The sequence below is a fragment of the Nocardia sp. NPDC052001 genome, assembly GCF_040680615.1.
Lineage (GTDB): Bacteria > Actinomycetota > Actinomycetes > Mycobacteriales > Mycobacteriaceae > Nocardia.
Genome location: NZ_JBFAXC010000009.1, coordinates 1 through 20,604, shown reverse-complemented (window position 1 = coordinate 20,604; position 20,604 = coordinate 1). Strand labels below are relative to the sequence as shown.

Here is a 20,604-nt window from a genome sequence, read left to right as displayed (position 1 = left end):
TTGCGGTCATCGGCACCCGCCCGCGGTGTGCGTAGCGTCACATCCTGATTAGCGATGCGGCTGAGAGGGAGACCATGTCCGACACTCCGATGATTCGATGCGGGTCCGTCGAACGGACCCATCCGCAGTTGCAGGAACGAGCCGCCCGCATCGCGTCCGGACTCGCCGGGCTCGGCGTGACCGCGGGCGACAATATCGCTGTCGTACTGGCGAATTCGGTGGAGTTCCTCGAGATCAGCGCCGGGATATCGTTGTCGGGTGCGAATCCGGTTCCGGTGAACTGGCATTGGAAGTCTGCGGAGCTCGCCCATCTCTTGACCGACAGCGCCGCCAAGGCGGCGTTCGTGCATTCAGACTTCGCGGCTGTGGTCGACGACGCGACCGTCGGGTCCATCCCCTTGATTGTGGTGTCCTCGACGGGCGAGTCCGTGCCCGGTTCGCATCGCGAGTACGAGTCTTGGCTGGCCGGGCACGAGCCCGAGGGCTCGGCCGCGCCCGCTGCGAGCGGGCTCGGGCTGATCTACACCTCCGGTACCACCGGCAAACCCAAAGGAATTGTGCGCGAGGCGGTTTCCGCCGAGTCGATGGTGCGAATGGCGATGGGTGCGATGGCCCGGATGGGATTGCGGCCCGGCGGCCGCACCCTCATTCCAGCCCCGCTGTACCACACCGCGCCGAATACGATGGGAGTGTTCGCTGTACGCCTGGGGATGGACACCACCATCCTGACGCGCTTCGATCCCGAGGAGTTCCTCGCCGCGATCGAACGCCATCGCGTCGAGCAGGTACAGATGGTGCCCACCATGTTCACTCGCCTGCTACGCCTGCCGGAGCAGGTGCGCCGCAAGTACGATCTCTCGTCGCTGACCTCGATCGTGCATTCGGCAGCGCCCTGCCCGCAGCATGTGAAGCAGCAGATGATCGACTGGCTCGGCCCGATCGTCACGGAGTATTACGGCGGCTCGGAAACGGGACCGATCGTGTGGTGTTCCGCCGAAGAGTGGCTGCGCCACCTGGGAACCGTCGGTGCACCGGTCGACGGTGCGGCCGTTCGAATCGTCGGCCCGGATAATCGGGAAGCGCCGGTCGGAGAGGTAGGCGTCGTGTACCTGAAACCGGCGGACTACTGGCCAGGATTCACCTACCGCGGGGACGACACGAAGCGTCGCGATATCGAGCTCGACGGATTCGTGACCGTCGGCGATATGGGCCGCGTCGATGCCGAAGGGTACTTGTATCTGACCGACCGGATGAGCGACATGGTGATCTCGGGCGGGGTGAACATCTATCCGGCCGAGATCGAGGGCGTGCTGCACGAGCTGCCCGAGGTGGCGGACTGCGCGGTATTCGGTATTCCCGACGAGGAGTACGGCGAATCCCTCGCCGCCCATATCGAATTGGCCGAAGGGGCCGAACTGACCGAGGCCGAGGTACGCGACTTCGTGCGTGCCCGGCTCGCCGGGTTCAAGGTCCCCAGAGTGGTCGTCTTCGACGATGAGCTACCGCGCGAGGAGTCAGGAAAACTGTTCAAGCGTCGCCTGCGCGACCCTTACTGGCGGGATGCCGCGACCAAGATATAACTCCCTGGGATCGCGGGGTTGGCACCCCAGCGATCTCATCGTCCCGCTCCGTTCCGCAGGACCCGCCGAGAATCACCTGTTCGCAATGCGTTTCGCAGTTCTCGTGCACCGAGCGGGTGCAGATATAGCGACGAGTTGCCAAATCCGTTGCCAAGAACCGCAACAAAGATCGAGGGCAGTCCTGAAACCAACCGGTCAGGACCGCCCTCGTTGGTAGCGGGGACAGGATTTGAACCTGCGACCTCTGGGTTATGAGCCAACGGGAAACAGTTCCGGGCATGTCAACACGTACCGCTGCGTCCCGTACATACAGGTCAGCGGAATATCAATCGTCCGCCCTGTACGCGCAGTCCCACTATGACCGACAGGTCCCACGCTGTCGTGATGCCAAATCTGATGCCAAATTCCTAGCGGTGACCAGCAATATCCTCCATGGCGGGCGACCGCAGGACTGCCGCAAACGAACCATGGCCACGGAATTCGTAGTCGTTCAGGTCGAATCGGCGCTGCGCCCACCACGCCTGCACTCCGGGAGTGGGCCGGGCCAGCGAGGCATCGCCGTGTTTGTCGATGTAGTAGCTGTTCGACCCTGCGCAGGCGGGACTCTTGAACATGGTGTTGCCCATGCGGGCGAGCACTTTGCGCATGTACCGGTCCTGTGCGGTTCGCGAGACCTCCACGCGCGTCGCCGACCGTGCGCGCGCTTCGGTGATCACGCGCACCGCATGCGAGGTGCAGACGTCGACGGTCGCGAACCAGGAGGCGCCGGTGACCCCGTAGGGGCCCGGAGCCAGGAACATATTGGGGTAACCGCGCAGGCTCACCCCTTCGTAGGATTCACGGCGCTCACGGTCCCATCGGTCCTCGAGGGTTACGCCGTCGATGCCGTACAGGTCGTACGGCACATCGAAAACCTTGAAACCGGTTGCCAGCACAATGGTGTCTACCTCACGCTCGATCCCGTCGACGGTCCGGATTCCGGTCGGGGTGACGGTCTGGATGCCATCGGTCACCAGCTCGACGTGCTCACGTTGCAGTGCGGCGTAATAGGTATCGGAGAACGATGGCCGCTTACACCCGAAACCGTATCTGGGCGTGAGCTTCTCACGCAGCTCCGGATCGCTGACCTCCGAGCGCAGATACGCCAGGCAGCCCTGCTCGATCCCCTTGACGACGAAGGGCAGTTCCCGGTTGTAGACCGCACCGAGTACCACGACGATCTCGGTGAACGCGCCGGTGGCCACACGTAACGAGCGCTGCACCAGCGGCACATGCTCGAAGATCTTCTGGGTCAACGTGTTCAGCTCGGGATTGGTCTTGGGCAATACCCAGATCGGGGTCCGCTGATAGACCTGCATGGACTTGACAGTGTCGGCGATCGCCGGAATCACCTGGATACCCGACGCCCCCGTACCGATGACCGCGACGCGTTCATCGGTCAGATCGTGGTCGTGATCCCAGGCCATGGTCTGGATGATCGTGCCCTCGAAGTCGGCCAGTCCGGGAATCGTCGGCACCGACGGCGTGACCAGGGTTCCGTGGCAGGACATGAGGAATCGGCTCGATAGCGCGGAGCCGTCGGCCAGCTCCAGCCGCCAGCAATCGGCGGCTTCGTCGAAGCGCGCGGACCCCACCTCGACGCCGAAGCGCAGATGCGGTCGCAGCCCGTACTTGTCGGCGACGTGGACGGCGTACTCCTGTAACTCTTTTCCGGGCGCGAAGGGCCGCGACCAGTTCGGATTGGGTTCGAAGTGGTAGCTGTAGGTGAAGGACGGAATATCCACCGCCACACCGGGATAGGTGTTGTCGCGCCAGGTGCCGCCGACCTCGTCGCGGCGCTCGAGGATCATGAAGTCCTCGATCCCGGCCTGCTTGAGCTTGATCCCGGCCCCCATACCGCCGAACCCGGCGCCGATGATCACCACCTCGTGGTCGGGAGTGTGCGCTTGCTCGCGTGTCATCGTGGTCTTCTCTCTCTGCAATGTCATGAGTGCTCACCCGGCCCGGTCGACGGTGTCGATCGCCGCATCCGAGAGACAGTCCCGGACGAACCTGCCCGCGTCCTCGAGCGCCCGGCGAGGTTCCGGCGCGACCATGGACATCAGGTGGAAGGAGTGCACCTGGCCGCGCCACACCTGCAACTGATGAGGCACACCGGCCGCGGCGAGCGCGGCGGCCAGCGCTCGCGCATCCTCCAAAAGCATTTCGGTGCCACCGACTTGGATGAGGGTGGGCGGCCAACCACCGAAGTCGGCGGACAGCACATCGACGCGCGGATCCTCAGGATCGACCTCGCCGAGATAGACCTCGACCGCGCGACGTGCGAAGGCCGCCGAGGAGAACGGGTCTCGGCGGCGCGCTGCCCGTTCGTCACCGTCGACCAGGCCCAGATCCAGCAGCGGCGAGAACAGCACCGCACCCGCGGGTACCGGCAGCCCCGTTGCCCGCAGCTGTTCGATCAGACCGCAGAGCAGATGGCCGCCCGCCGAATCCCCGCCCACCACAATGCGATCGGGCGTGACGCCCTGGCTCAGCAGATGCCGGTACCAGAACAGCACATCGTCCGCCGCCGCCGGGAAGGGATGCTCGGGCGCTTTGCGGTACGCGGGCAACAGCACCGGTACACCCGCCGACCGGGACAGCCGCGCGGCCACCGCGCGATGCGAATCCGGCGACCCGAGCACGAAACCGCCACCGTGCAGATAGAGCATCACCCCGTCACGCGGGTCGGCGTCGACCGCGTTCACGACTGCGGCACGATGGTCACCGACCGAGATCGCGTCCACGGTCGTCCCGCGCGGTACGTCGAAGTGACCGATCCGATCGCTCATCCAGCGCAGCCCGGTCAACCTCGGCCCGCCGACACCGGCGTGATCGGCCAACGGGCGCAACGAAACTCGCAGCGCCTGGGCCAGCACGATACTGCGCACGCTGGGCGTGCCCCCGATCAGCGACGAGTGCGGTGTGCCGGTCATGCCGACGCCCTCGCTTCGACCCGGCGCAGCAGCTCATGCATACTCTTGGACGCCGCCGCATGGTCGTCGATGAGCAGATTCGCCACACCCCGCAGCAGCGAATACGGCAGCCACGACGCCGGGGCGATGGTCTGCGCCGAGCGATTCGCGATCGCGTCCGCGATGACCCGGGCCGCGTGCTCCTGGCTGATGCGACGGCTCAGCGGCCACGGCAGCAAGCCGGTGATCTCCTTGATCAGCGGGTCGGATTCGTTGTCGCGGACCATCGGGGTCTCGACCACACCGAAATACGCGATGCCCGCGCTCGCCCCCACCGCGGCGAGTTCGATGCGCAGGGCGCGGCCGAACTGTTCCACCGCCGCCTTGCTCATCATGTACGGGGAGCCGCCCGCGCCCGGAGCGAAGGCCGCCGCGGACGCCACCACGACGACATGCCCGCGACGCTCGATGACATGCTCGAGCGCCGGGCGCACGGTATTGAACACCCCGGTCACGTTGATGTCGAGGACACGGTCGAAGGCGTCCGCATCCACGGTCCGGATGGTCGCGGCAGGTGGGGCGACCCCCGCGTTCGCGACGACGATGTCCAGGCGACCGAAATTCGCGACCGTCCTGTCGACGACGGCGGCCATGGCCGCGCGGTCACGAACGTCCGCCGACATCGCGAGTGCGTCGCCGCCGAGTTCGACGGCGATCTTCTTGACGGCGATCTCGTCGACGTCCACCAGTGCGAGCGCGGCCCCGCGCTCGTGCAGGGCGCGCGCGGTCGCCGCGCCTATTCCGCTTCCGGCCCCGGTGACCAGGACGGTCCGCCCGCACACGTCGAGGGATGGTCGATTGAAACCGAACATGTGCTGTCCTAACCGCGCTTCCGGCAGCGATGCCGAAAGCGCTTGCGGCAGTGTGAATCTGCGAGATCGATCCGGGATTACAGGTCCAATGCGAGCGGCCCGCTCGACCGGGAGACACAGATGAGCATCGAATCCGCTCGCTCGTCGTCCACTAGTTTCGTATCCTGGTGCGCGACAGCGCCTTCGAGGACTTTGACCTTGCATGATCCGCAGAACCCCTGCTGGCACGAGTAAGCCACGTCGGGCAGTACCCGCCGGACGGCGGCCAGCACCGACTCCTGTGCGCCGACCCGTACGGTCTGCCCGGTTCGCACCAGTTCGACCGGGAATTCGACGCCGCCCACGACAGGCGGCGGTGCGAACCGCTCGATATGCAGTTCCTCGCGCGTCCCGCCCGGCATCAGACGGCGCGCGCCATCCAGCAAAGGCGTCGGTCCACACAGATACACCGCGCCACCGGACAGATTGTGCGACAGCAGTTCGGTGACATCCGGCAGGCCGGACACGTCGTCGGTGCGAACCTCGACCCGGCTGCCGTACGGCTCCAGTTCCGGCAGGAACGGCATCGAAGCCCGGTCGCGGCCGAGATACAGCAGCCGCCAAGGGATTCCAGCGCGATCGGCCGAGCGGACCATGGGCAGAATCGGCGTGATGCCGATACCGCCCGCGATGAACAGGTATGACGGTGCGGCAGCCAGTCGAAAAGCGTTGCGCGGACCCCGGATACGCAGCAGCCCACCCGCGCGCAACCTCTCGTGCACCTCGCGCGATCCGCCGCCGCCGTCGTGGATCAGCCGTACCGCGATGCGATACCGACTCCGGTCCAGCGGATCACCGCACAGCGAATACTGGCGCTGCCGCCCCGAAGGCAGGAAAACATCGATATGTGCTCCCGGCAGCCATCGCGGCAGTTCCGATCCGTCGGGCGCGACCAGGTCCACCGCGACCACGTCCTGCGCCTGGCCGGTGATCCGATCGATGCGCAGATCCTGGTCGAATCCGTTGCGCCGCACCTGATTCGGCCGGGACAGCAGCGTGTCCAATCGGCTGCCGACAAAGCCGCTCCGGTATGCGTCCACGACCCGAACGGCGGTACGAAATACCGGATGGACACCCTCGATGAACTCGATCGGCGTATCACCCTTGATGAGTTCGACCATGGCCATTACTCCGCGGCCAGCGCGGCGGGCGAGGTCGCCAGATACTTGAGCGCCGCGTCCAGACTGCCCATTTCCGAGGGATGGAAGCCCCGCCGCAGGTACGGGGGAATCTCCCGGACCAGGAAGGACGGGCCCGGAATGAGCCCCTTGGCGGTGGCGGAGATCCACTGGATCGGCCAGGCCCGGCCCTTGTCCGGCGACGGGTCCTTCTTCAACAGTTCGCGCATCACGAGCACCCACAGGGCCAGGCCCGCCGGGCTGACGAACAGCGCGGTGCGAACCCGGCGCGCATAACTGCCGTCGACATGCTCGAACACGTCGAACATCACATTGCGATGCTCAACCTCTTCCGCGCCATGCCATTTCAGCAGATCCAGCACGGCCGGATGCATGCCCGCCTTCGCGAACTCCTCGTTGTCCAGCAGCCATTGACCGATGACCGCGGTGAAGTGTTCCGCAGCCGAGAACAGCGCCAGGCGTTCGTTCAGCCACGCCTTGCTCATTCGTTTATCGAGGCCCAATCCACTCACGACGCCGCGGAAGACATAGACCCAGTTCCGCAGTGCCGGTTCGATATCGAGCCCCTGCTCGCGAAAGCGATCGTGCAGGCCCTCGTGCGAGCTGGCGTGCATGGCTTCCTGACCGATGAAGCCGACCGCCTCCTCACGCAGGCGCTCGTCGTCGATATAGGGCAGAGCCTCCGCGAGCGTGCCGGCCATCGCCTTCTCACCGACCGGCACCACCAGGTGCATCACATTCCAGAAGTGCGTCGCGAACGGCTCACCGGGGAGGTAGTGCAGCGGTACATCGTCCCAGTCGAATTTCACATCGCGGGCATGGATGGCGTGCGCTTCCTCGCGGTACGGCTGCGGCGCTGCGGCTTTCTTCGTTGCCATAGCGAGAATGGTACTCAGATACTCTCTTAGTATCAATGCTCGGTATCGGGCGCGGGCCGCACCGACTGTTAGGCTTTCACCGTGGCAACCCGCGTCTTACCAGCTCAGGCACCGGATTCGGCGGCCGCGACCGACCCCGTAACCGAGCGGATCCTGGACGCGGCACTCGAACAGTTTCAGGAAATCGGTATCGAGAAGACCACCATCGAGGACATCGCCAAACGAGCCGGCGTCGGGCGGATGACGGTCTTCCGCAAGATGGGATCCAAGGACGCCATCATCTCGGCGGTGGTATCCCGCGAAGCGCGGCATCTGTTCGAATGCATGGCGGAGATCACCCAGCGGCCGATCAGCCTCGACGATCGAATCGTCGCCGCCACAAGCGAACTCATTCATCGCATCCGTTCGAACCGTCTGTTTCAGCGACTGCTCTACCTGGACGCGGAAGCGACCCTGCCAAAGATCACCATCGAGGGATCGGACGTGCTGGCCGCGGCCATCGCCGGCGCCATCGGCTACCTACAGACCGACGTCGACGCGGGGCGGCTGGACGCGGAAAACCTCCCGCTGCGAATCGAAGCCGTAGCGCGCATCATCCACTCCATCGCACTGACTCCCCACGCGGTCGCGCCACTGACCAGTGATGCGGAGCTGGAGCAATTCGCCCGGGTCGCCATCCTTCCGATCATGCTCCCCGGCACGCCCCGATAACCCGCTAGCACTTCCGGGTAGGGTGCGGCCGCTAGCCTTGGGCGGTGTCATCTCCGAATGCCCCGGTTACCCCGCCCGCACCGATCGCTCCCCCCGACTCGACACCGGGCCGGATCATCGACGCGGCCATCGCGGAGTTCACCGAATACGGCCTGCGCCGAGTGCGACTCGACGACGTCGCGAAACGCGCCGGAATGCATCGGGTCACCGTGTACAAGCATTTTCGCAATAAGGACGAGGTGGTGCGCGCGGCGGCGATCACCTGGGCGACCCGTTTCTTCACGACCATCGCTGACGCCGTGGCGGCCCTGCCGACCCGGGAGGAACGCATCGTCGAGGCCTTCGTCCTCGCCCTGCAAACCATTCGGACCGAACCACTGATCGAGCGCGGACTGCACACCGAACCCGAGGTCTTCCTGCCGTACCTCACGGTCGATGGCGCGATGACCATCGCGGCGATGCGCGAGTTCTTCGCCGCCCAACTACGCGCGGTGCCCTCCGCCGAACCAACCGGCGAGGACGTCGATCTCGATGGCGCGGCCGAGCTGCTCGCGCGCGCCGGACTCTCTTTCCTGCTCACCCCGGAGAGCCATTTCGAGCTTCGGACCGACGAGCAGATCCGCGCGTTCGCGCGCCGCTATTTCGTACCGCTACTGCACTGAAAGCTCTTGTGGCACAACTCGTTCACACCGGTCGTCGCAGCAGCGGCGCGAGATAGCGGCGGGCGAATCTCCGGATCTCGTCGACATCGTCGAGCTCGAAATGACTGTCGGGCGTCATCAGGAACGACAGGCCCAGGCGCGCCGCCAGTTCGGCCGCGCCGTCGACGTCGATCTCGGTGTCATCCTCCGGACCGAAGAACCAGCGCAGTTGCACGGCGAAGAACATGCGGACCGCCGCGAGGGTTTGCCCGCCTTCGGTGGTCAGGTACGGCAGCGCGAATTCCGGGTCCGCGCCGAGGATTCGGCGCACCAACGGTTCGGCGCGCAGTCCGTGCAGGGCGAGCGCGAACCCGTTGACGAAACGTTCCTCGACCGTCGGCGCATCGGTCACCATCTGACTGATCCGAATGAAGAAACGCTGCGACCAGGTGATCGCGGCGGCGGTGACGATCTCATCCTTGCCATGGAAGTGGCGATAGATCGTCACGCGATGGATGCCCGCGCGGCGGGCGATGTTGTCGATGCCCACCCGCTTGATGCCGTACTCGGTGAATTCCGCGATGGCCGCGTCGACGATCTTGGCCGCGACCGAGTCCGGTTCCGGTATGCCGCCGAGCAGTTCGGTCACCACTGGATCCGATGGCAGCTGTTCGACGTTCCCGGAGGTCACCGCGTTGATCGTAGTCGTCCGCGGCCCGGTTCCTCGTGCCTCTGTCATTGACACCCCTCCGCCATTAGGCTACAAAGTTGATATAAGTGTAGCGGTGTAGCGACGCAAGGAAGGGTCGTTGTGAAAACGAGCAGCTACGTGGGGGTGAGTGAGACGACGAAGACCAGTGGCGCGCGCACGGCGGCCGTCGCGGAGGATCTGGTCCGACTGCGAGGGCTGATCGCCATCGACGATCAGCAGGGACATGCGGCCCAGCCGGTGCGGGAGGTCTACACCGGTCAGGAGATCGCCTCCGTGCCGATCGGGACCGCCGAGGATGTGCGGGTCGCGTTCGAGCGCGCTCGAAAAGCTCAGGCGCAGTGGATGAATCGGCCGTTCGCCGAACGTGCGGCGATCCTGGAACGCTTTCGCGGCCTGGTCTTCGACAATCGCGATCGCATCCTGGACCTGACCCAGGTCGAGACCGGCAAGGCGCGCGCGTCGGCCCAGGAGGACCTGCTGGATCTGGCGTTCACCGCGCGGTATTACGCCAAGCACGGACCGGGACTGCTGGCGGCGCGGCGGGTCCAGGGCGGTGTCCCGGGGCTCACCGCGGTCACCGTGCAGTACCAGCCCAAGGGCGTGGTCGGCATTATCGCGCCCTGGAATTACCCGATGGCGCTGTCCATCTCCGATGCCATCCCTGCGCTGCTCGCCGGTAATGGGGTCGTCATCAAGCCCGACAGCCTGACCCCGTTCTCCACGCTCGCCGGTGCCGATCTGCTCTACCGGGCGGGTGTGCCCAAGGATCTGCTCGCGGTGATTCCCGGGCCCGGTTCGGTGGTCGGCACCGCGATCGTCGAGGACTGCGACTTCCTGATGTTCACCGGCTCGACCGCGACCGGGCGGCTGCTGGCCGAGCAGTGCGGACGACGCCTGATCGGCTTCTCCGCCGAGCTGGGCGGCAAGAATCCGATGATCGTCGCGAATGGCGCGAAGATCGACGTCGCCGCGCGCGCGGCCACCCGGGCCTGCTTCGCCAATGCCGGGCAGCTGTGCATCTCGATCGAACGCATCTATGTCGAAGACGCTGTCGCCGACGAGTTCATCGACAAGTTCACTCGCAATGTGCGGCAGATGAATTTGGCCGCGACCTACGACTTCACCGCCGATATGGGTTCGCTGATCTCCGAAGCCCAACTGCGAACGGTGGATTCACATGTGCGGGACGCGGTCGACAAGGGCGCTGTCGTGCTCGCGGGCGGCCGGGCGCGGCCCGATATCGGCCCGTACTTCTACGAGCCGACCGTACTCACCGCCGTCACCGGCGAGATGGACTGCGCCGCAAGGGAAACCTTCGGTCCCGTGGTCTCGATCTATCGGGTCGCGAGTGTCGACGAGGCGATCGCCCGTGCCAACGACAGCGAATACGGACTCAACGCCAGCGTGTGGGCCGGGTCCGCGCGGGCCGGACGGGCAATCGCGGCCCGGCTGCGTACGGGTTCGGTGAATCTCGACGAGGGTTACGGCCCTTCGTATTCCGCCAGTGCCGCGCCCATGGGTGGGATGGGCGCGTCCGGCTTGGGCCGCCGCCACGGACCCGATGGTCTGCTCAAGTACGCGGAATCGCAGACCGTGGCGCAGATGCGGCTACCGGTCATCGATCCACCTTTCGGGATCACGAATTCGCTGTGGCAACAGGCGGTTACGCCGGTGGCCCGGCTCGTCCAAGCACTCCCCTGGCGGTGAGCGCGAATGACTACTCAGGACAACGAGGTTCACATGACTCCGGTCGATTCCGCTGCGGAAGCATTCGTCACGCACGTCGGTGAGGCCGAGGCGATGCCCGTCGCGGACGCCGTCCACGCAGAGGCCCAGCGGCTCGGGCCGGATTCGCTGATCTGGAAGTTCTACGGCGACTGGCGATTGCACGTATTCGGGTTCCAGCGCATCGCCGGATGCCAGAACTCCATCGATCAGCTCGGGCAGGCGGTGCAGGACCACTCGGTGGTGTTCAACGACACCCTGGGCCGGGGCAAGCGCACCGTGATCGGCCTCATGTCGGCGCTCTACGACGAGGACGCGCTCGATAAAGCCAAGCAGGTGCGCGACTTCCACCGTGAGGTCAAGGGCACCGTCGGCGACGGCAGCCGTTATCACGCGATGAACCCGGAGCTCTACTACTGGGGCCACGCCACCTTCATCGACCAGATCATCTACGCCACAGACACCTTCATTCGGCGGCTGTCCGAGCAGGAGAAGCGGCAGATCTTCCAGGAGAGCAAGGTCTGGTACTCGATGTACGGGGTCAGCGCGCGCAATCAGCCGCAGACGTACGAGCAGTTCCAGCAGTACTTCGACTCGATGGTCGAGCGGTTCGTCCCGCACCCGACGATCGTCTACGCCACCGGCTATATCCGGAAGGGCATTCCCGGCCCGGCCTTCATCCCCAAGCCGATCTGGACGGTGCTGTCGGCCCCGCTGAACGCTTACACCCGCACCATGGTGGTCGGCACGCTGCCGCCCAGGATGCGCGAGAACTGCCGGCTGGCGTGGAGCGATCGGCAGCAGCGCAATTTCGATCGATTCACCGCGGTCGCGCGGGCGCTCAATCCCGTGCTGAACCGTCTCCCGGTGCGGGTGCTGTACACGTCCTGGGCCGTGCGGGCGTACCGGCGCGACGGTGTCGACCCGCGCAAGATCTTCAACCGTCCCGCCGAGAGCTGAACCGCCCCTCCGACTTTCAGGAGTCCATCAATGAAGATGCCGACCCTCCCCGCCCTACCTGTGCGCCGCCGCGAACCACTGGCCACCCCGCCGCCGGACAGCGGCCTCGAACCGGTGCCGGGCCGCCGCCCGTACCTGCCGATGGCGGGTGAATTCCTGGAGTACCTGCGCGACCCGAACGGCTATCTGCGCCGCGTGTACGACCTGGACGGTCCCGTGTCCTGGCGCAGCGGCGCGGGTTTCCAAGGCGTGGTCATGCTCGGACCCGACGCCGTCGCGCAGGTTCAGTCGAACAAGGATCGCGCCTGGGCGCACGGGCCCGGCTACGACCCGATCATCGGCAAGTTCTTCGACCGCGGCCTTTTGCTGCTGGACTTCGACGAGCACCTGTTCCACAAGCGGGTGATGGCGGTGACCTTCGGCCGCGAGAAGCTGATCGGCTACCTCGATCGGATGAACCCCACCATCGGGCGGGCCATCGAGAGCTGGCCCGAGGGTGAGGTGCGGTTGAGCCGGGCGTTCAAGAAGATGGCCCTCGATGTCGCCACCGAGGCCTTCCTCGGTATCGATCTCGGACCCGATGCCAAGAAGATGGCCCGCGCCTTCGAGGATTGCGTCGCGGCGGGCTCGTCGGTGGTGCGCTTCCCGGTGCCGGGTGCGAAATATCGGCTGCCGGGCACGGCGTGGTCGCGCGGCCTGGCCGGGCGCGCCTACCTCGAGCGCGAGATCCGGGCCCTGATCCCGGCCAAGCGCGCCGATCCGGGCACCGATCTGTTCAGTGCCCTCTGCGCGGCGAAAAGCGATGAGGGCGAACGGTTCTCCGATGACGACATCGTCAATCAGATGATCTTCCTCATGTTCGCGGCCCATGACACCTCGACCGCGACCATGACCACCATGGCCTATCACCTGGCCAAGAATCCGCAGTGGCAGCAGCGCTGCCGCGAGGAATCGATGGCACTGGGCGAGTTCCCCAGCTACGACGAACTGAACCAGCTGGAATCGCTCGATCTGGTGATGAAGGAGGCGCTGCGCCTCATCGCCCCGATTCCGCTGATGTTCCGTTCCGCGGTGCGCGATACCGAAGTCCTGGGCCACTACATTCCGGCGGGCACGATGGCCGTGGTGCTGCCGCAGTTCATCCACCATATGCCGGAGCTGTGGACCGACCCGGAGACCTTCGACCCGGACCGTTTCGGCGAGGCCCGGCGTGAGGACAAGAACCACAAGAACGCCTTCATGCCGTTCGGCAGCGGGGCGCACAAGTGCATCGGGCTCTACTTCGCCGGGATGGAGATCAAGTCCACGCTGCACCAGCTGCTGCGCACCTTCGAGTTCTCGGTCGCGCCGGACTACAAGATGCGGATGGCCATGCTCGCCATGCCGAAGGTGGCCGACGGACTGCCCGTCACCTTGAAACGACTGTCCCCCAACACTTCCGGCCTGCGCACGCCGTTGGCCGGCTGAAGGAGTTCCGCCATGACCTACACCGCAATGGTCGCCCGCGAACACGAGGGCGCAATCACCGTCGCAGCGGAATCGGTTGAGCAGCAACCGCTTACCCCGGGCACCGTCACCATTCGCGTCGAGTACTCGAGCGTCAATTTCAAGGACGGGCTCGCCATCACGCCGAACGGCGGCGCGGTCCGGGCGTATCCGATCGTGCCGGGCGTCGACCTGGCCGGTGAGATCGTCGCCTCGAATGATCCCGCTTTCTCTCCGGGTGATCCGGTCCTGGCCCACGGCTATGCCATCGGCCTGAGCGGACAGGGCGGCTACGCCGAATACGCCACGCTTCCCGCCGAATGCGTCGTGCGCCGGAGCACGCTGACCGCCAAGCAGGCCATGGCGATCGGCACCGCCGGTTTCACTGCGGCGCTGTCGGTGCAGACCCTGCAGGACCACGGCATCGCCCCCGGCAACGGGCCCATTCTGGTCACCGGGGCCACCGGCGGTGTCGGCAGTGTCGGCGTGAATCTGCTGGCGGGAGCCGGATACGAGGTGGTCGCCTCCACCGGGAAGCCCGACGCCGCCGACCTGTTGAAGTCGCTCGGCGCGGCATCGGTGATCGGCCGGGTGCCCGAGGATCCGGAGCTGCTGAAGCGCCCGCTCGGAAAAGCGCTGTACGCCGGGGCGATCGACTGTGTCGGCGGCAAGGCGCTGGCCTACACGCTGTCGGCGCTGAAGTACGACGGCGCGGTCGCCGCCAGCGGCCTCACCGGCGGCCCGGGCCTGCAGACCACGGTGCTGCCGTTCATCCTGCGCGGCGTCACCCTCTTCGGCATCGATTCGGTCGAGCTCGATATCGCCACCCGGCGTTCGGTGTGGGACCGCCTCGAAAACGATCTGCGGCCCAGCCATCTCGACGAGCTGATTCGCGAAGTGGATGTGCGCGACGTGGTTTCGGCGATCGGCACCGTCCTGGCGGGCAAGGGCACCGGGCGCACGGTGGTCCGGGTCGCCGGTGGATTCTGATGCACGGCAAGGTGATAGCGATTACCGGAGCCGCGCGCGGCATCGGGCTGGCCACCGCGCGCCTGCTGGCCGAGCGCGGCGCGACGGTCGTCATCGGTGATATCGATGAGATCGAACTCCGGCGCGCGGCAAAGGAACTGGGCAGCACCGGCTTGCCGCTGGATGTCACCGACGAAGCGTCGTTCGGCGCGTTCCTCGCCGATGCGGAGCAGGCACACGGTCCGATCGACGTGCTGATCAACAATGCGGGCGTCATGCCGGTCGGTCCCATCGGGGATTTCGACGAAACGCTGACGCAGTGGACGGTCGAGATAGATCTGCTCGGTGTCATGCGCGGCAGCCGATTGGCGGCGGGCCCGATGATGGCGCGCGGGCACGGTCATATCGTGAATGTCGCCTCCATCGCGGGGCGGGTGGCGGTGCCGGGGCTAGCGGTCTACACCGGAGCCAAGCACGGCGTGATCGGCTTCTCGGAGGCGCTCGCGGCCGAGCTGGCACCGCACGGCGTCCGGGTGAGCACGGTGCTGCCGACCTTCACCAGGACCGGACTGATCGAGGGAATCACGCTGCCGCGCCTGGGATTTGCCGCCGAGCCGCAGGATGTGGCGCGGGCGATCGCGCGCTGCGTGGACCGGCCACGCATGCATGTCACCGTGCCGGGGCCGGTGTCGGTCTTCCATGCCAGCGCCTTGGCTCCGTTCCGGGCCAAACGATTCATCGCTCGCCTGCTCGGTGCCGACCGTGCCTTCATGACATCGAATTCGGCTGCCCGCGAGGGTTATTCGGGTCCATCCGGCGTGCGGCGGCCGCGGACGGCAGGAGAAAACCAATGAGACTCGAACCCAAACCCGGACGCTGCGAGGGGCATGGCATGTGCGTGACCCTCGCGCCCACTTTGGTCGACCTCGATGATGACGGCCATGTGACTCCGCTCGGCGATACCGTTCCCGACGACGAGCTCGACGTCGCCCGGCTGACTGTCGCCTCCTGCCCGGTTCAGGCGCTACACCTGATCACGGAGGAAATCGGATGACCTCTGCGCGAATCTCGGCGTCCGCCGTGGCCGGTCGAGTCACCGATGAGGTCTGCTATCTACGCGCGCTGGTGAACGGCGGACTGCTGCGCCCGGAACCACCGCGGCGGATTCGCGCCGCGGCCGCGGCGGTACGCCGCTTCGGCATGCTCGGCGGCGTCGTCGGTGTCGCGGCGGCCCGATTCCCGCAACGCGTCGGGCTCGTCGACGATCTGGGGTCGCTGACCTTCGGTGAACTCGAGGAGCGCTCCAACGCCCTGGCCAATGCGTGGCGCGGTCGCGGTCTGCCACCCGGTGCGGGCGTGGCCATTCTGGCCCGCAACCACCGGGGCCTGGTCGACGCCGTCTTCGCCGCCGCCAAATGCGGAGCGCGAATCATCCTGCTCAACACCGACTTCGCCGCGCCGCAATTGCGCGAGGTCGTCGCGCGCGAGGGCGTGGACCTGCTGGTGCACGATGACGAGTTCGGCCCGCTGCTCGACGGGGTGCAGCCGCGGTACGGCCGCTTCCGGGCATGGACCGAGACCACCGGCGCGGACACGCTCGGGGCGTTGATCGTCTCCGCGCCCAGCACTCCGCCGCCGGTCCCCGGTGTGGTTCCCAAGGTCGTACTGCTCACCAGCGGCACCACCGGCACGCCGAAGGGAGCCGCCCGTCCGGAGCCGCGATCACTGTCACCGATCGGCGCGCTGCTCGATCGGGTGCCGTTCCGGTCCGGTGAGGTGACGGTGGTCGCGGTGCCGATGTTCCATACGCTCGGCTTCGCGCATCTGGCCCTGGCGGTCGCGCTCGGTTCGACACTGGTGGTCCGGCGGCGATTCGATCCGGCTGCCACCGTCGAGGCGCTGGTCCGACAGCGCGGAACAGCTTTGATCGCGGTGCCGATCATGGTGTCGCGCATCCTCGAACACCTCGCCGCCCAGAATCGCGCTCCCGATCTGTCGGCGCTGCGCATCGTGTATGTCGCGGGCTCGCAACTCGGCCCGGACCTGGCGCGTCGCGCCTTGGCCGCGCTGGGTCCGGTGGTCTACAACATGTACGGCTCGACTGAGGTCGCCTACGCCGCCATCGCCACCCCCGACGATCTCACCGCCGAGCCCGGCTGTGTAGGGAAACCGGTGCGCGGCACCGTAGTCCGGATCCTGGACGGTCAAGGCGGGGAAATGCCTTCCGGACAGACCGGTTCGATCTTCGTCGGCAACCCCTTCCAATCCCACGGCTACACCGGCGGCGGGCATAAGCAGATCGTCGACGGCCTGATGGCCTCCGGCGATGTCGGCCACTTCGACTCCGCGGGAAGACTTTTCATCGACGGCCGCGATGACGACATGATCGTCTCCGGCGGCGAGAACGTCTTCCCAGGCGAGGTCGAAGACCTGCTCTCGGCGCACCCTGCCATCCGGGAGGCTGCCTGCCTCGGAGTCCCCGACGACCGCTACGGACAACGCCTGTGCGCCTTCGTCGTCACCCGCGACGAGACCGCCCTCACCGAGGACGACGTCCGCGACTACGTGAAATCGAATCTCGCCCGCTACAAGGTCCCCCGCGACGTGGTGTTCGTGCCCGGCCTCCCCCGCAATCCCACGGGAAAGGTGCTCAAGCGCGAGCTCCGCGAACCTGCTCCCATTACGGACACCAACCGATGACAGAATCTCTGCGGGCATTGAATCTTCCTGCCCTGCAACGTTATTTCGACTCGCACATCCCCGAAACCGCGGGACCCCTGACCGCGACCCTGATCACCGGTGGCAAGTCCAATCTGACCTTCCGGATCAGCGATGGCGTCCACGACTGGGTGCTGCGCCGACCGCCGCTGGGCCCGCTCACTCCCACCGCACACGATATGGCGCGCGAATACCGTATTGTCGCCGCGCTGCGCGAGACCGCGGTACCCGTCGCCCGGGCCGTCGCGCTCTGCGAGGACACCGGCGTGCTGGGTGTCCCCTTCGCGGTCGTCTCGTTCGTGGACGGCCGCAGTGTGCAAAGCGGCACCGATGCCGCCAGGCTCAGCGGTGAACAGGCCCGGGCCTGCGGTCTCGCACTGGTCGACACCCTCGCCGCACTGCACCAGGTGGACTACGACGCCATCGGACTGCACGAATTCGGCCGTCCCGCAGGCTATCTGGAGCGTCAGGTGAGACGCTGGCGTGGTCAGTGGGATCGGGTCGCAACCCGCGAACTACCCGCGCTGGACCGCCTGGCCGACGCGCTGCGCACGAGCTTGCCGCCCCAAGCCGGGGAAACGCTCGTGCACGGCGACTACCGGCTCGACAACACCATCCTCGCCGATGACCTGACTCGCATCGCCGCGGTGGTCGACTGGGAGATGGCCACTCTCGGCGATCCGCTCGCGGATCTCGGTCTGCTGCAAGTGTATTGGGATCCGCGCAGCGAGCCGGTGCTCGGCGTCCAGCACGCCCCCAGCGCCAATTCCAGGTTCCCCTCCGCCGACGAGCTGGCCGAACGCTATGCCTGGGCGACCGGATACGACCTGGACAGGCTGCCGTTCTACCGCGCACTCGGCTATTTCAAACTCGCAGTCATCGCCGAGGGCATCCATCAGCGCTATCTCGCGGGGAAGACCGTCGGCACCGGCTTCGCCACCATCGGCTCCGCGGTACCCCTGCTCCTCGATGCCGGACTGGAGACCCTCGCATGACCACTCCGAGCACCCGCAGCGCCCTGATCACCGGCGGCTCGCGCGGCATCGGCGCCGAGATCGCCCGCCGTCTGGCCGGGGAGGGCTATCACCTCACCCTCGCCGCCCGCAATCTCGACACCCTCGAGCAGACCGCCCGCCGGGTGCGCGAGGAATCGGGAGTAGAGGTGCACCCCGTCGCCGCCCGCATGAACGATCTGGATCAGGTACGTGCCCTGGCCCAATCCCACGCCGAGCGCTTCGGCGGACTGAACGCGCTCGTCCTGAGCGCGGGCACCGGCACCGCGGGAACCGTCGCCGATATGCCCGCCGCCACCTACGAACGCATGCTCGACGTCAACTTCCGCGCACCCATCGCGCTCATCCAGGCCGCCCTGCCCCTACTGCGCCGCAGCGCCGCCGAGGACGCCCACCGGGGCGCGAAAATCATTGCCCTGGCCTCTATTTCAGGAGTAGCCGGTGAGGCGGGCCTGGCCGCCTACGGTGCGACCAAGGCGGCGCTGATCTCCCTATGCGAGACCGTCACCCTCGAGGAGTCCGCGCACGGCGTCGCCGCCACCGCCCTGTCCACCGGCTATGTCGACACCGATATGACCGAGTGGAAACGCGACACCCTCGCACCGTCCGCCATGCTCACCACCGGCGATATCGCCGAACTCGCGGTCGCCGTCACCCGCCTGCCACGCAACGCGGTCATCCCGAATATCGTTATCACCCGTGCGGGTGAGCAGATCTGGCGAGCCTGAGGTGCTGGCGATCCCCGGCGCGTGATCCGGGCCACGATCACTGGACCTCAACCTTTGTTGATGTCGCAGAGTGATGAAGGTCGATTAATGACGCATCATTGAATATCGGCGCTACCTCCACGTTCCACCAGACGTAAGGAGTCGATCATGACCATCGAGGAAACCCGCAGCGTGCTCGACCGCCACCTCACCGCCTGGCGGGCCGGTGACATCGACGGATCGATGGAACTCTGGGCCGAGGACGGCGTGCTGATCAACGCCGCCGGAATCCTGGTCGGCAAGGACGCGATCCGGCCGTTCTACCACGAGGTCTTCACCAAGTACTTCCCCGACGACGTACGCCAGGCCGCCGACCTGAGCAATACCAAGGTCGAAGGCGACGTGGCGTTCTGCGAATGGGAAGGCGGCATCGCCGAATACGCCGCGGACACCATTATCGTGCGCGACGGAAAGAAGGTCGCGCACACCTTCTCCGCGAAATACCGGCCCTGACAACGCAGCCGGGCAAGCCCGGGCCCTCGCGCCTACGCCGACCCCCAGTGGCCTTACATGTACCACTGCCACCTTATGTTCCACGAGGACCTCGGCATGATGGGCCAATTCCTGGTGCTCTCCGCCCCGGCCCCGTGAACCGCCAATCAGCCTAACGACAGTCGATGAGGCTTGATCACCCATCACAGGAGGATATGGAGCACCGAACACCTTCGACGACCTGCTACCAATGGGCTGGCAACCCAACGATCACAGTCCCACCCGTCTCGCCCTGTCCGGTGGAAAGCACAGGTAGTCACACATTTCACGATGTCTCGGGCACGGACCGATATGACCGTTTCACCGTGATGCCAACGGCGATGTCATCAACCTCGACCAAAGTTGAAAGGCGTTCCTGAAACCTATTGGCCAGGAACGCCTTTCGCAGTAGCGGGGACAGGATTTGAACCTGCGACCTCTGAGTTATGAGCCCACAGGAAACAGTTCCGAACGTGTCACCGTGCACCGTTGCGTCCTATTTCCACAGGTCAGCGGAATATCAATCGTCCACGATGTCCGCCTGATCCCACCCCGACCGCTGGGTCCCGCCCTGTCGTGATGCCAAATCTGATGCCAAATCCCGGCCAGCGACCAGCGATTTCGTAGTCGGCATGCGACGGACCGACGACGCCATTGACGGCCGCGACAGACAGCTTCGGCATCGTCATTCCGGGTCGAATGCGCCAACCACGACCAACGTTCGGGGTGCTACGCCATTCGGTGTTGTGCGGTCCGTCCAGACCCGCAGGAAATGGGTCGCACATCCACCAACCCCGCCCTGAATTAGCGGCGCAGGTCGTTCAACATGAACGGCAGGCAGCCCTCTTCCGTTGTACCGCGAGGGGTAGAAGCACGGGGCTGCTGCAGGAGTAGGTGACAACCGAGATAGCTTGCCGAGCGGCAGGCTTGAGAGGATGTCACAGTGCCCAAGCCGTATCCGAAAGAGTTC

The 20,604-nt window shown here is 66.1% G+C and carries 19 protein-coding genes and 1 pseudogene; 14 read left to right on the top strand and 6 right to left on the bottom strand.

The window, feature by feature from the left end:
• Positions 1-74 precede the first annotated feature (74 nt).
• The gene (locus AB0L82_RS32920; RefSeq protein WP_364645261.1) at positions 75-1,580 is read left to right on the top strand and encodes an AMP-binding protein; all 1,506 of its coding nucleotides are present in this window, start codon (positions 75-77) and stop codon (positions 1,578-1,580) included.
• Between the two features lie 407 nt (positions 1,581-1,987).
• Here the strand turns inward: AB0L82_RS32920 and AB0L82_RS32915 are convergent, their stop codons facing one another.
• The 5 genes from AB0L82_RS32915 to AB0L82_RS32895 form a co-directional block, all read right to left on the bottom strand.
• Positions 1,988-3,568 (bottom strand): NAD(P)/FAD-dependent oxidoreductase, encoded by a 1,581-nt coding sequence (locus AB0L82_RS32915; RefSeq protein WP_364645258.1) that lies wholly within the window; start codon positions 3,566-3,568, stop codon positions 1,988-1,990.
• 6 nt (positions 3,569-3,574) lie between these two features.
• On the bottom strand, positions 3,575-4,555 hold the full coding sequence (locus tag AB0L82_RS32910; RefSeq protein ID WP_364645253.1) for an alpha/beta hydrolase: 981 nt from the start codon (positions 4,553-4,555) through the stop codon (positions 3,575-3,577).
• Positions 4,552-5,406: a short-chain dehydrogenase/reductase gene (locus AB0L82_RS32905; protein WP_364645250.1), complete on the bottom strand. Its 855-nt coding sequence runs from the start codon at positions 5,404-5,406 to the stop codon at positions 4,552-4,554. The genes AB0L82_RS32910 and AB0L82_RS32905 overlap by 4 nt, the downstream gene beginning before the upstream one ends.
• 77 nt (positions 5,407-5,483) lie before the next feature.
• A complete protein-coding gene (locus AB0L82_RS32900) occupies positions 5,484-6,566 on the bottom strand; it encodes a PDR/VanB family oxidoreductase (RefSeq protein ID WP_364645247.1) in 1,083 nt (360 codons plus the stop codon).
• Between the two features lie 5 nt (positions 6,567-6,571).
• Positions 6,572-7,462, bottom strand: a complete 891-nt coding sequence (locus tag AB0L82_RS32895) for a metal-dependent hydrolase (protein ID WP_364645244.1) — start codon at positions 7,460-7,462, stop codon at positions 6,572-6,574.
• An 81-nt stretch (positions 7,463-7,543) separates the two neighbouring features.
• Between AB0L82_RS32895 and AB0L82_RS32890 the strand changes: the two genes are divergently transcribed.
• Together AB0L82_RS32890 and AB0L82_RS32885 are read left to right on the top strand one after the other, a co-directional pair.
• The gene (locus AB0L82_RS32890; RefSeq protein WP_364645241.1) at positions 7,544-8,173 is read left to right on the top strand and encodes a helix-turn-helix domain-containing protein; all 630 of its coding nucleotides are present in this window, start codon (positions 7,544-7,546) and stop codon (positions 8,171-8,173) included.
• Between the two features lie 44 nt (positions 8,174-8,217).
• A complete protein-coding gene (locus AB0L82_RS32885) occupies positions 8,218-8,835 on the top strand; it encodes a TetR/AcrR family transcriptional regulator (protein ID WP_364645238.1) in 618 nt (205 codons plus the stop codon).
• Positions 8,836-8,857: 22 nt separating this feature from the next.
• Here the strand turns inward: AB0L82_RS32885 and AB0L82_RS32880 are convergent, their stop codons facing one another.
• A complete protein-coding gene (locus AB0L82_RS32880) occupies positions 8,858-9,505 on the bottom strand; it encodes a TetR/AcrR family transcriptional regulator (protein WP_364645235.1) in 648 nt (215 codons plus the stop codon).
• A 144-nt stretch (positions 9,506-9,649) separates the two neighbouring features.
• Between AB0L82_RS32880 and AB0L82_RS32875 the strand changes: the two genes are divergently transcribed.
• The 11 genes and pseudogenes from AB0L82_RS32875 to AB0L82_RS32825 all read left to right on the top strand — a co-directional run.
• Positions 9,650-11,233 (top strand): succinic semialdehyde dehydrogenase, encoded by a 1,584-nt coding sequence (locus AB0L82_RS32875; RefSeq protein WP_364645952.1) that lies wholly within the window; start codon positions 9,650-9,652, stop codon positions 11,231-11,233.
• A gap of 93 nt (positions 11,234-11,326) precedes the next feature.
• Positions 11,327-12,211 carry an oxygenase MpaB family protein gene (locus AB0L82_RS32870; RefSeq protein ID WP_364645949.1) on the top strand — a complete coding sequence of 295 codons (885 nt, stop codon included), beginning with the start codon at positions 11,327-11,329 and terminating at the stop codon, positions 12,209-12,211.
• A 30-nt stretch (positions 12,212-12,241) separates the two neighbouring features.
• Positions 12,242-13,678 (top strand): cytochrome P450, encoded by a 1,437-nt coding sequence (locus AB0L82_RS32865; RefSeq protein WP_364645232.1) that lies wholly within the window; start codon positions 12,242-12,244, stop codon positions 13,676-13,678.
• A gap of 12 nt (positions 13,679-13,690) precedes the next feature.
• A complete protein-coding gene (locus AB0L82_RS32860) occupies positions 13,691-14,686 on the top strand; it encodes an acryloyl-CoA reductase (RefSeq protein WP_364645229.1) in 996 nt (331 codons plus the stop codon).
• Positions 14,686-15,519, top strand: a complete 834-nt coding sequence (locus AB0L82_RS32855; RefSeq protein WP_364645226.1) for an SDR family oxidoreductase — start codon at positions 14,686-14,688, stop codon at positions 15,517-15,519. The genes AB0L82_RS32860 and AB0L82_RS32855 overlap by 1 nt, the downstream gene beginning before the upstream one ends.
• Positions 15,516-15,719 (top strand): ferredoxin, encoded by a 204-nt coding sequence (locus tag AB0L82_RS32850; RefSeq protein WP_364645223.1) that lies wholly within the window; start codon positions 15,516-15,518, stop codon positions 15,717-15,719. Before AB0L82_RS32855 ends, AB0L82_RS32850 begins: the two co-directional genes overlap by 4 nt.
• Positions 15,716-17,365, top strand: coding sequence for an AMP-binding protein (locus tag AB0L82_RS32845; RefSeq protein ID WP_364645220.1), 1,650 nt, complete (start codon positions 15,716-15,718; stop codon positions 17,363-17,365). The genes AB0L82_RS32850 and AB0L82_RS32845 overlap by 4 nt, the downstream gene beginning before the upstream one ends.
• Entirely contained in the window at positions 17,362-18,378 is a 1,017-nt protein-coding gene (locus AB0L82_RS32840; RefSeq protein WP_364645217.1) for a phosphotransferase family protein, read from the top strand. Before AB0L82_RS32845 ends, AB0L82_RS32840 begins: the two co-directional genes overlap by 4 nt.
• On the top strand, positions 18,375-19,124 hold the full coding sequence (locus AB0L82_RS32835; RefSeq protein WP_364645214.1) for an SDR family oxidoreductase: 750 nt from the start codon (positions 18,375-18,377) through the stop codon (positions 19,122-19,124). The genes AB0L82_RS32840 and AB0L82_RS32835 overlap by 4 nt, the downstream gene beginning before the upstream one ends.
• 147 nt (positions 19,125-19,271) lie before the next feature.
• Entirely contained in the window at positions 19,272-19,616 is a 345-nt protein-coding gene (locus AB0L82_RS32830) for a nuclear transport factor 2 family protein (protein WP_364645211.1), read from the top strand.
• 33 nt (positions 19,617-19,649) lie between these two features.
• Positions 19,650-19,754 (top strand): annotated as a pseudogene (locus AB0L82_RS32825) (multicopper oxidase domain-containing protein); the annotation flags it as partial.
• Positions 19,755-20,604: the final 850 nt, after the last annotated feature.

Excerpts from the sequence above, each read along its gene's own strand:
- AB0L82_RS32920 (WP_364645261.1), top strand. The coding sequence starts at position 75 with ATGTCCGACACTCCGATGATTCGATGCGGGTCCGTCGAACGGACCCAT.
- AB0L82_RS32915 (WP_364645258.1), bottom strand. The coding sequence starts at position 3,568 with ATGACATTGCAGAGAGAGAAGACCACGATGACACGCGAGCAAGCGCAC.
- AB0L82_RS32910 (WP_364645253.1), bottom strand. The coding sequence starts at position 4,555 with ATGACCGGCACACCGCACTCGTCGCTGATCGGGGGCACGCCCAGCGTG.
- AB0L82_RS32905 (WP_364645250.1), bottom strand. The coding sequence starts at position 5,406 with ATGTTCGGTTTCAATCGACCATCCCTCGACGTGTGCGGGCGGACCGTC.
- AB0L82_RS32900 (WP_364645247.1), bottom strand. The coding sequence starts at position 6,566 with ATGGTCGAACTCATCAAGGGTGATACGCCGATCGAGTTCATCGAGGGT.
- AB0L82_RS32895 (WP_364645244.1), bottom strand. The coding sequence starts at position 7,462 with ATGGCAACGAAGAAAGCCGCAGCGCCGCAGCCGTACCGCGAGGAAGCG.
- AB0L82_RS32870 (WP_364645949.1), top strand. The coding sequence starts at position 11,327 with ATGCCCGTCGCGGACGCCGTCCACGCAGAGGCCCAGCGGCTCGGGCCG.
- AB0L82_RS32865 (WP_364645232.1), top strand. The coding sequence starts at position 12,242 with ATGAAGATGCCGACCCTCCCCGCCCTACCTGTGCGCCGCCGCGAACCA.
- AB0L82_RS32860 (WP_364645229.1), top strand. The coding sequence starts at position 13,691 with ATGACCTACACCGCAATGGTCGCCCGCGAACACGAGGGCGCAATCACC.
- AB0L82_RS32855 (WP_364645226.1), top strand. The coding sequence starts at position 14,686 with ATGCACGGCAAGGTGATAGCGATTACCGGAGCCGCGCGCGGCATCGGG.
- AB0L82_RS32850 (WP_364645223.1), top strand. The coding sequence starts at position 15,516 with ATGAGACTCGAACCCAAACCCGGACGCTGCGAGGGGCATGGCATGTGC.
- AB0L82_RS32845 (WP_364645220.1), top strand. The coding sequence starts at position 15,716 with ATGACCTCTGCGCGAATCTCGGCGTCCGCCGTGGCCGGTCGAGTCACC.
- AB0L82_RS32840 (WP_364645217.1), top strand. The coding sequence starts at position 17,362 with ATGACAGAATCTCTGCGGGCATTGAATCTTCCTGCCCTGCAACGTTAT.
- AB0L82_RS32835 (WP_364645214.1), top strand. The coding sequence starts at position 18,375 with ATGACCACTCCGAGCACCCGCAGCGCCCTGATCACCGGCGGCTCGCGC.
- AB0L82_RS32830 (WP_364645211.1), top strand. The coding sequence starts at position 19,272 with ATGACCATCGAGGAAACCCGCAGCGTGCTCGACCGCCACCTCACCGCC.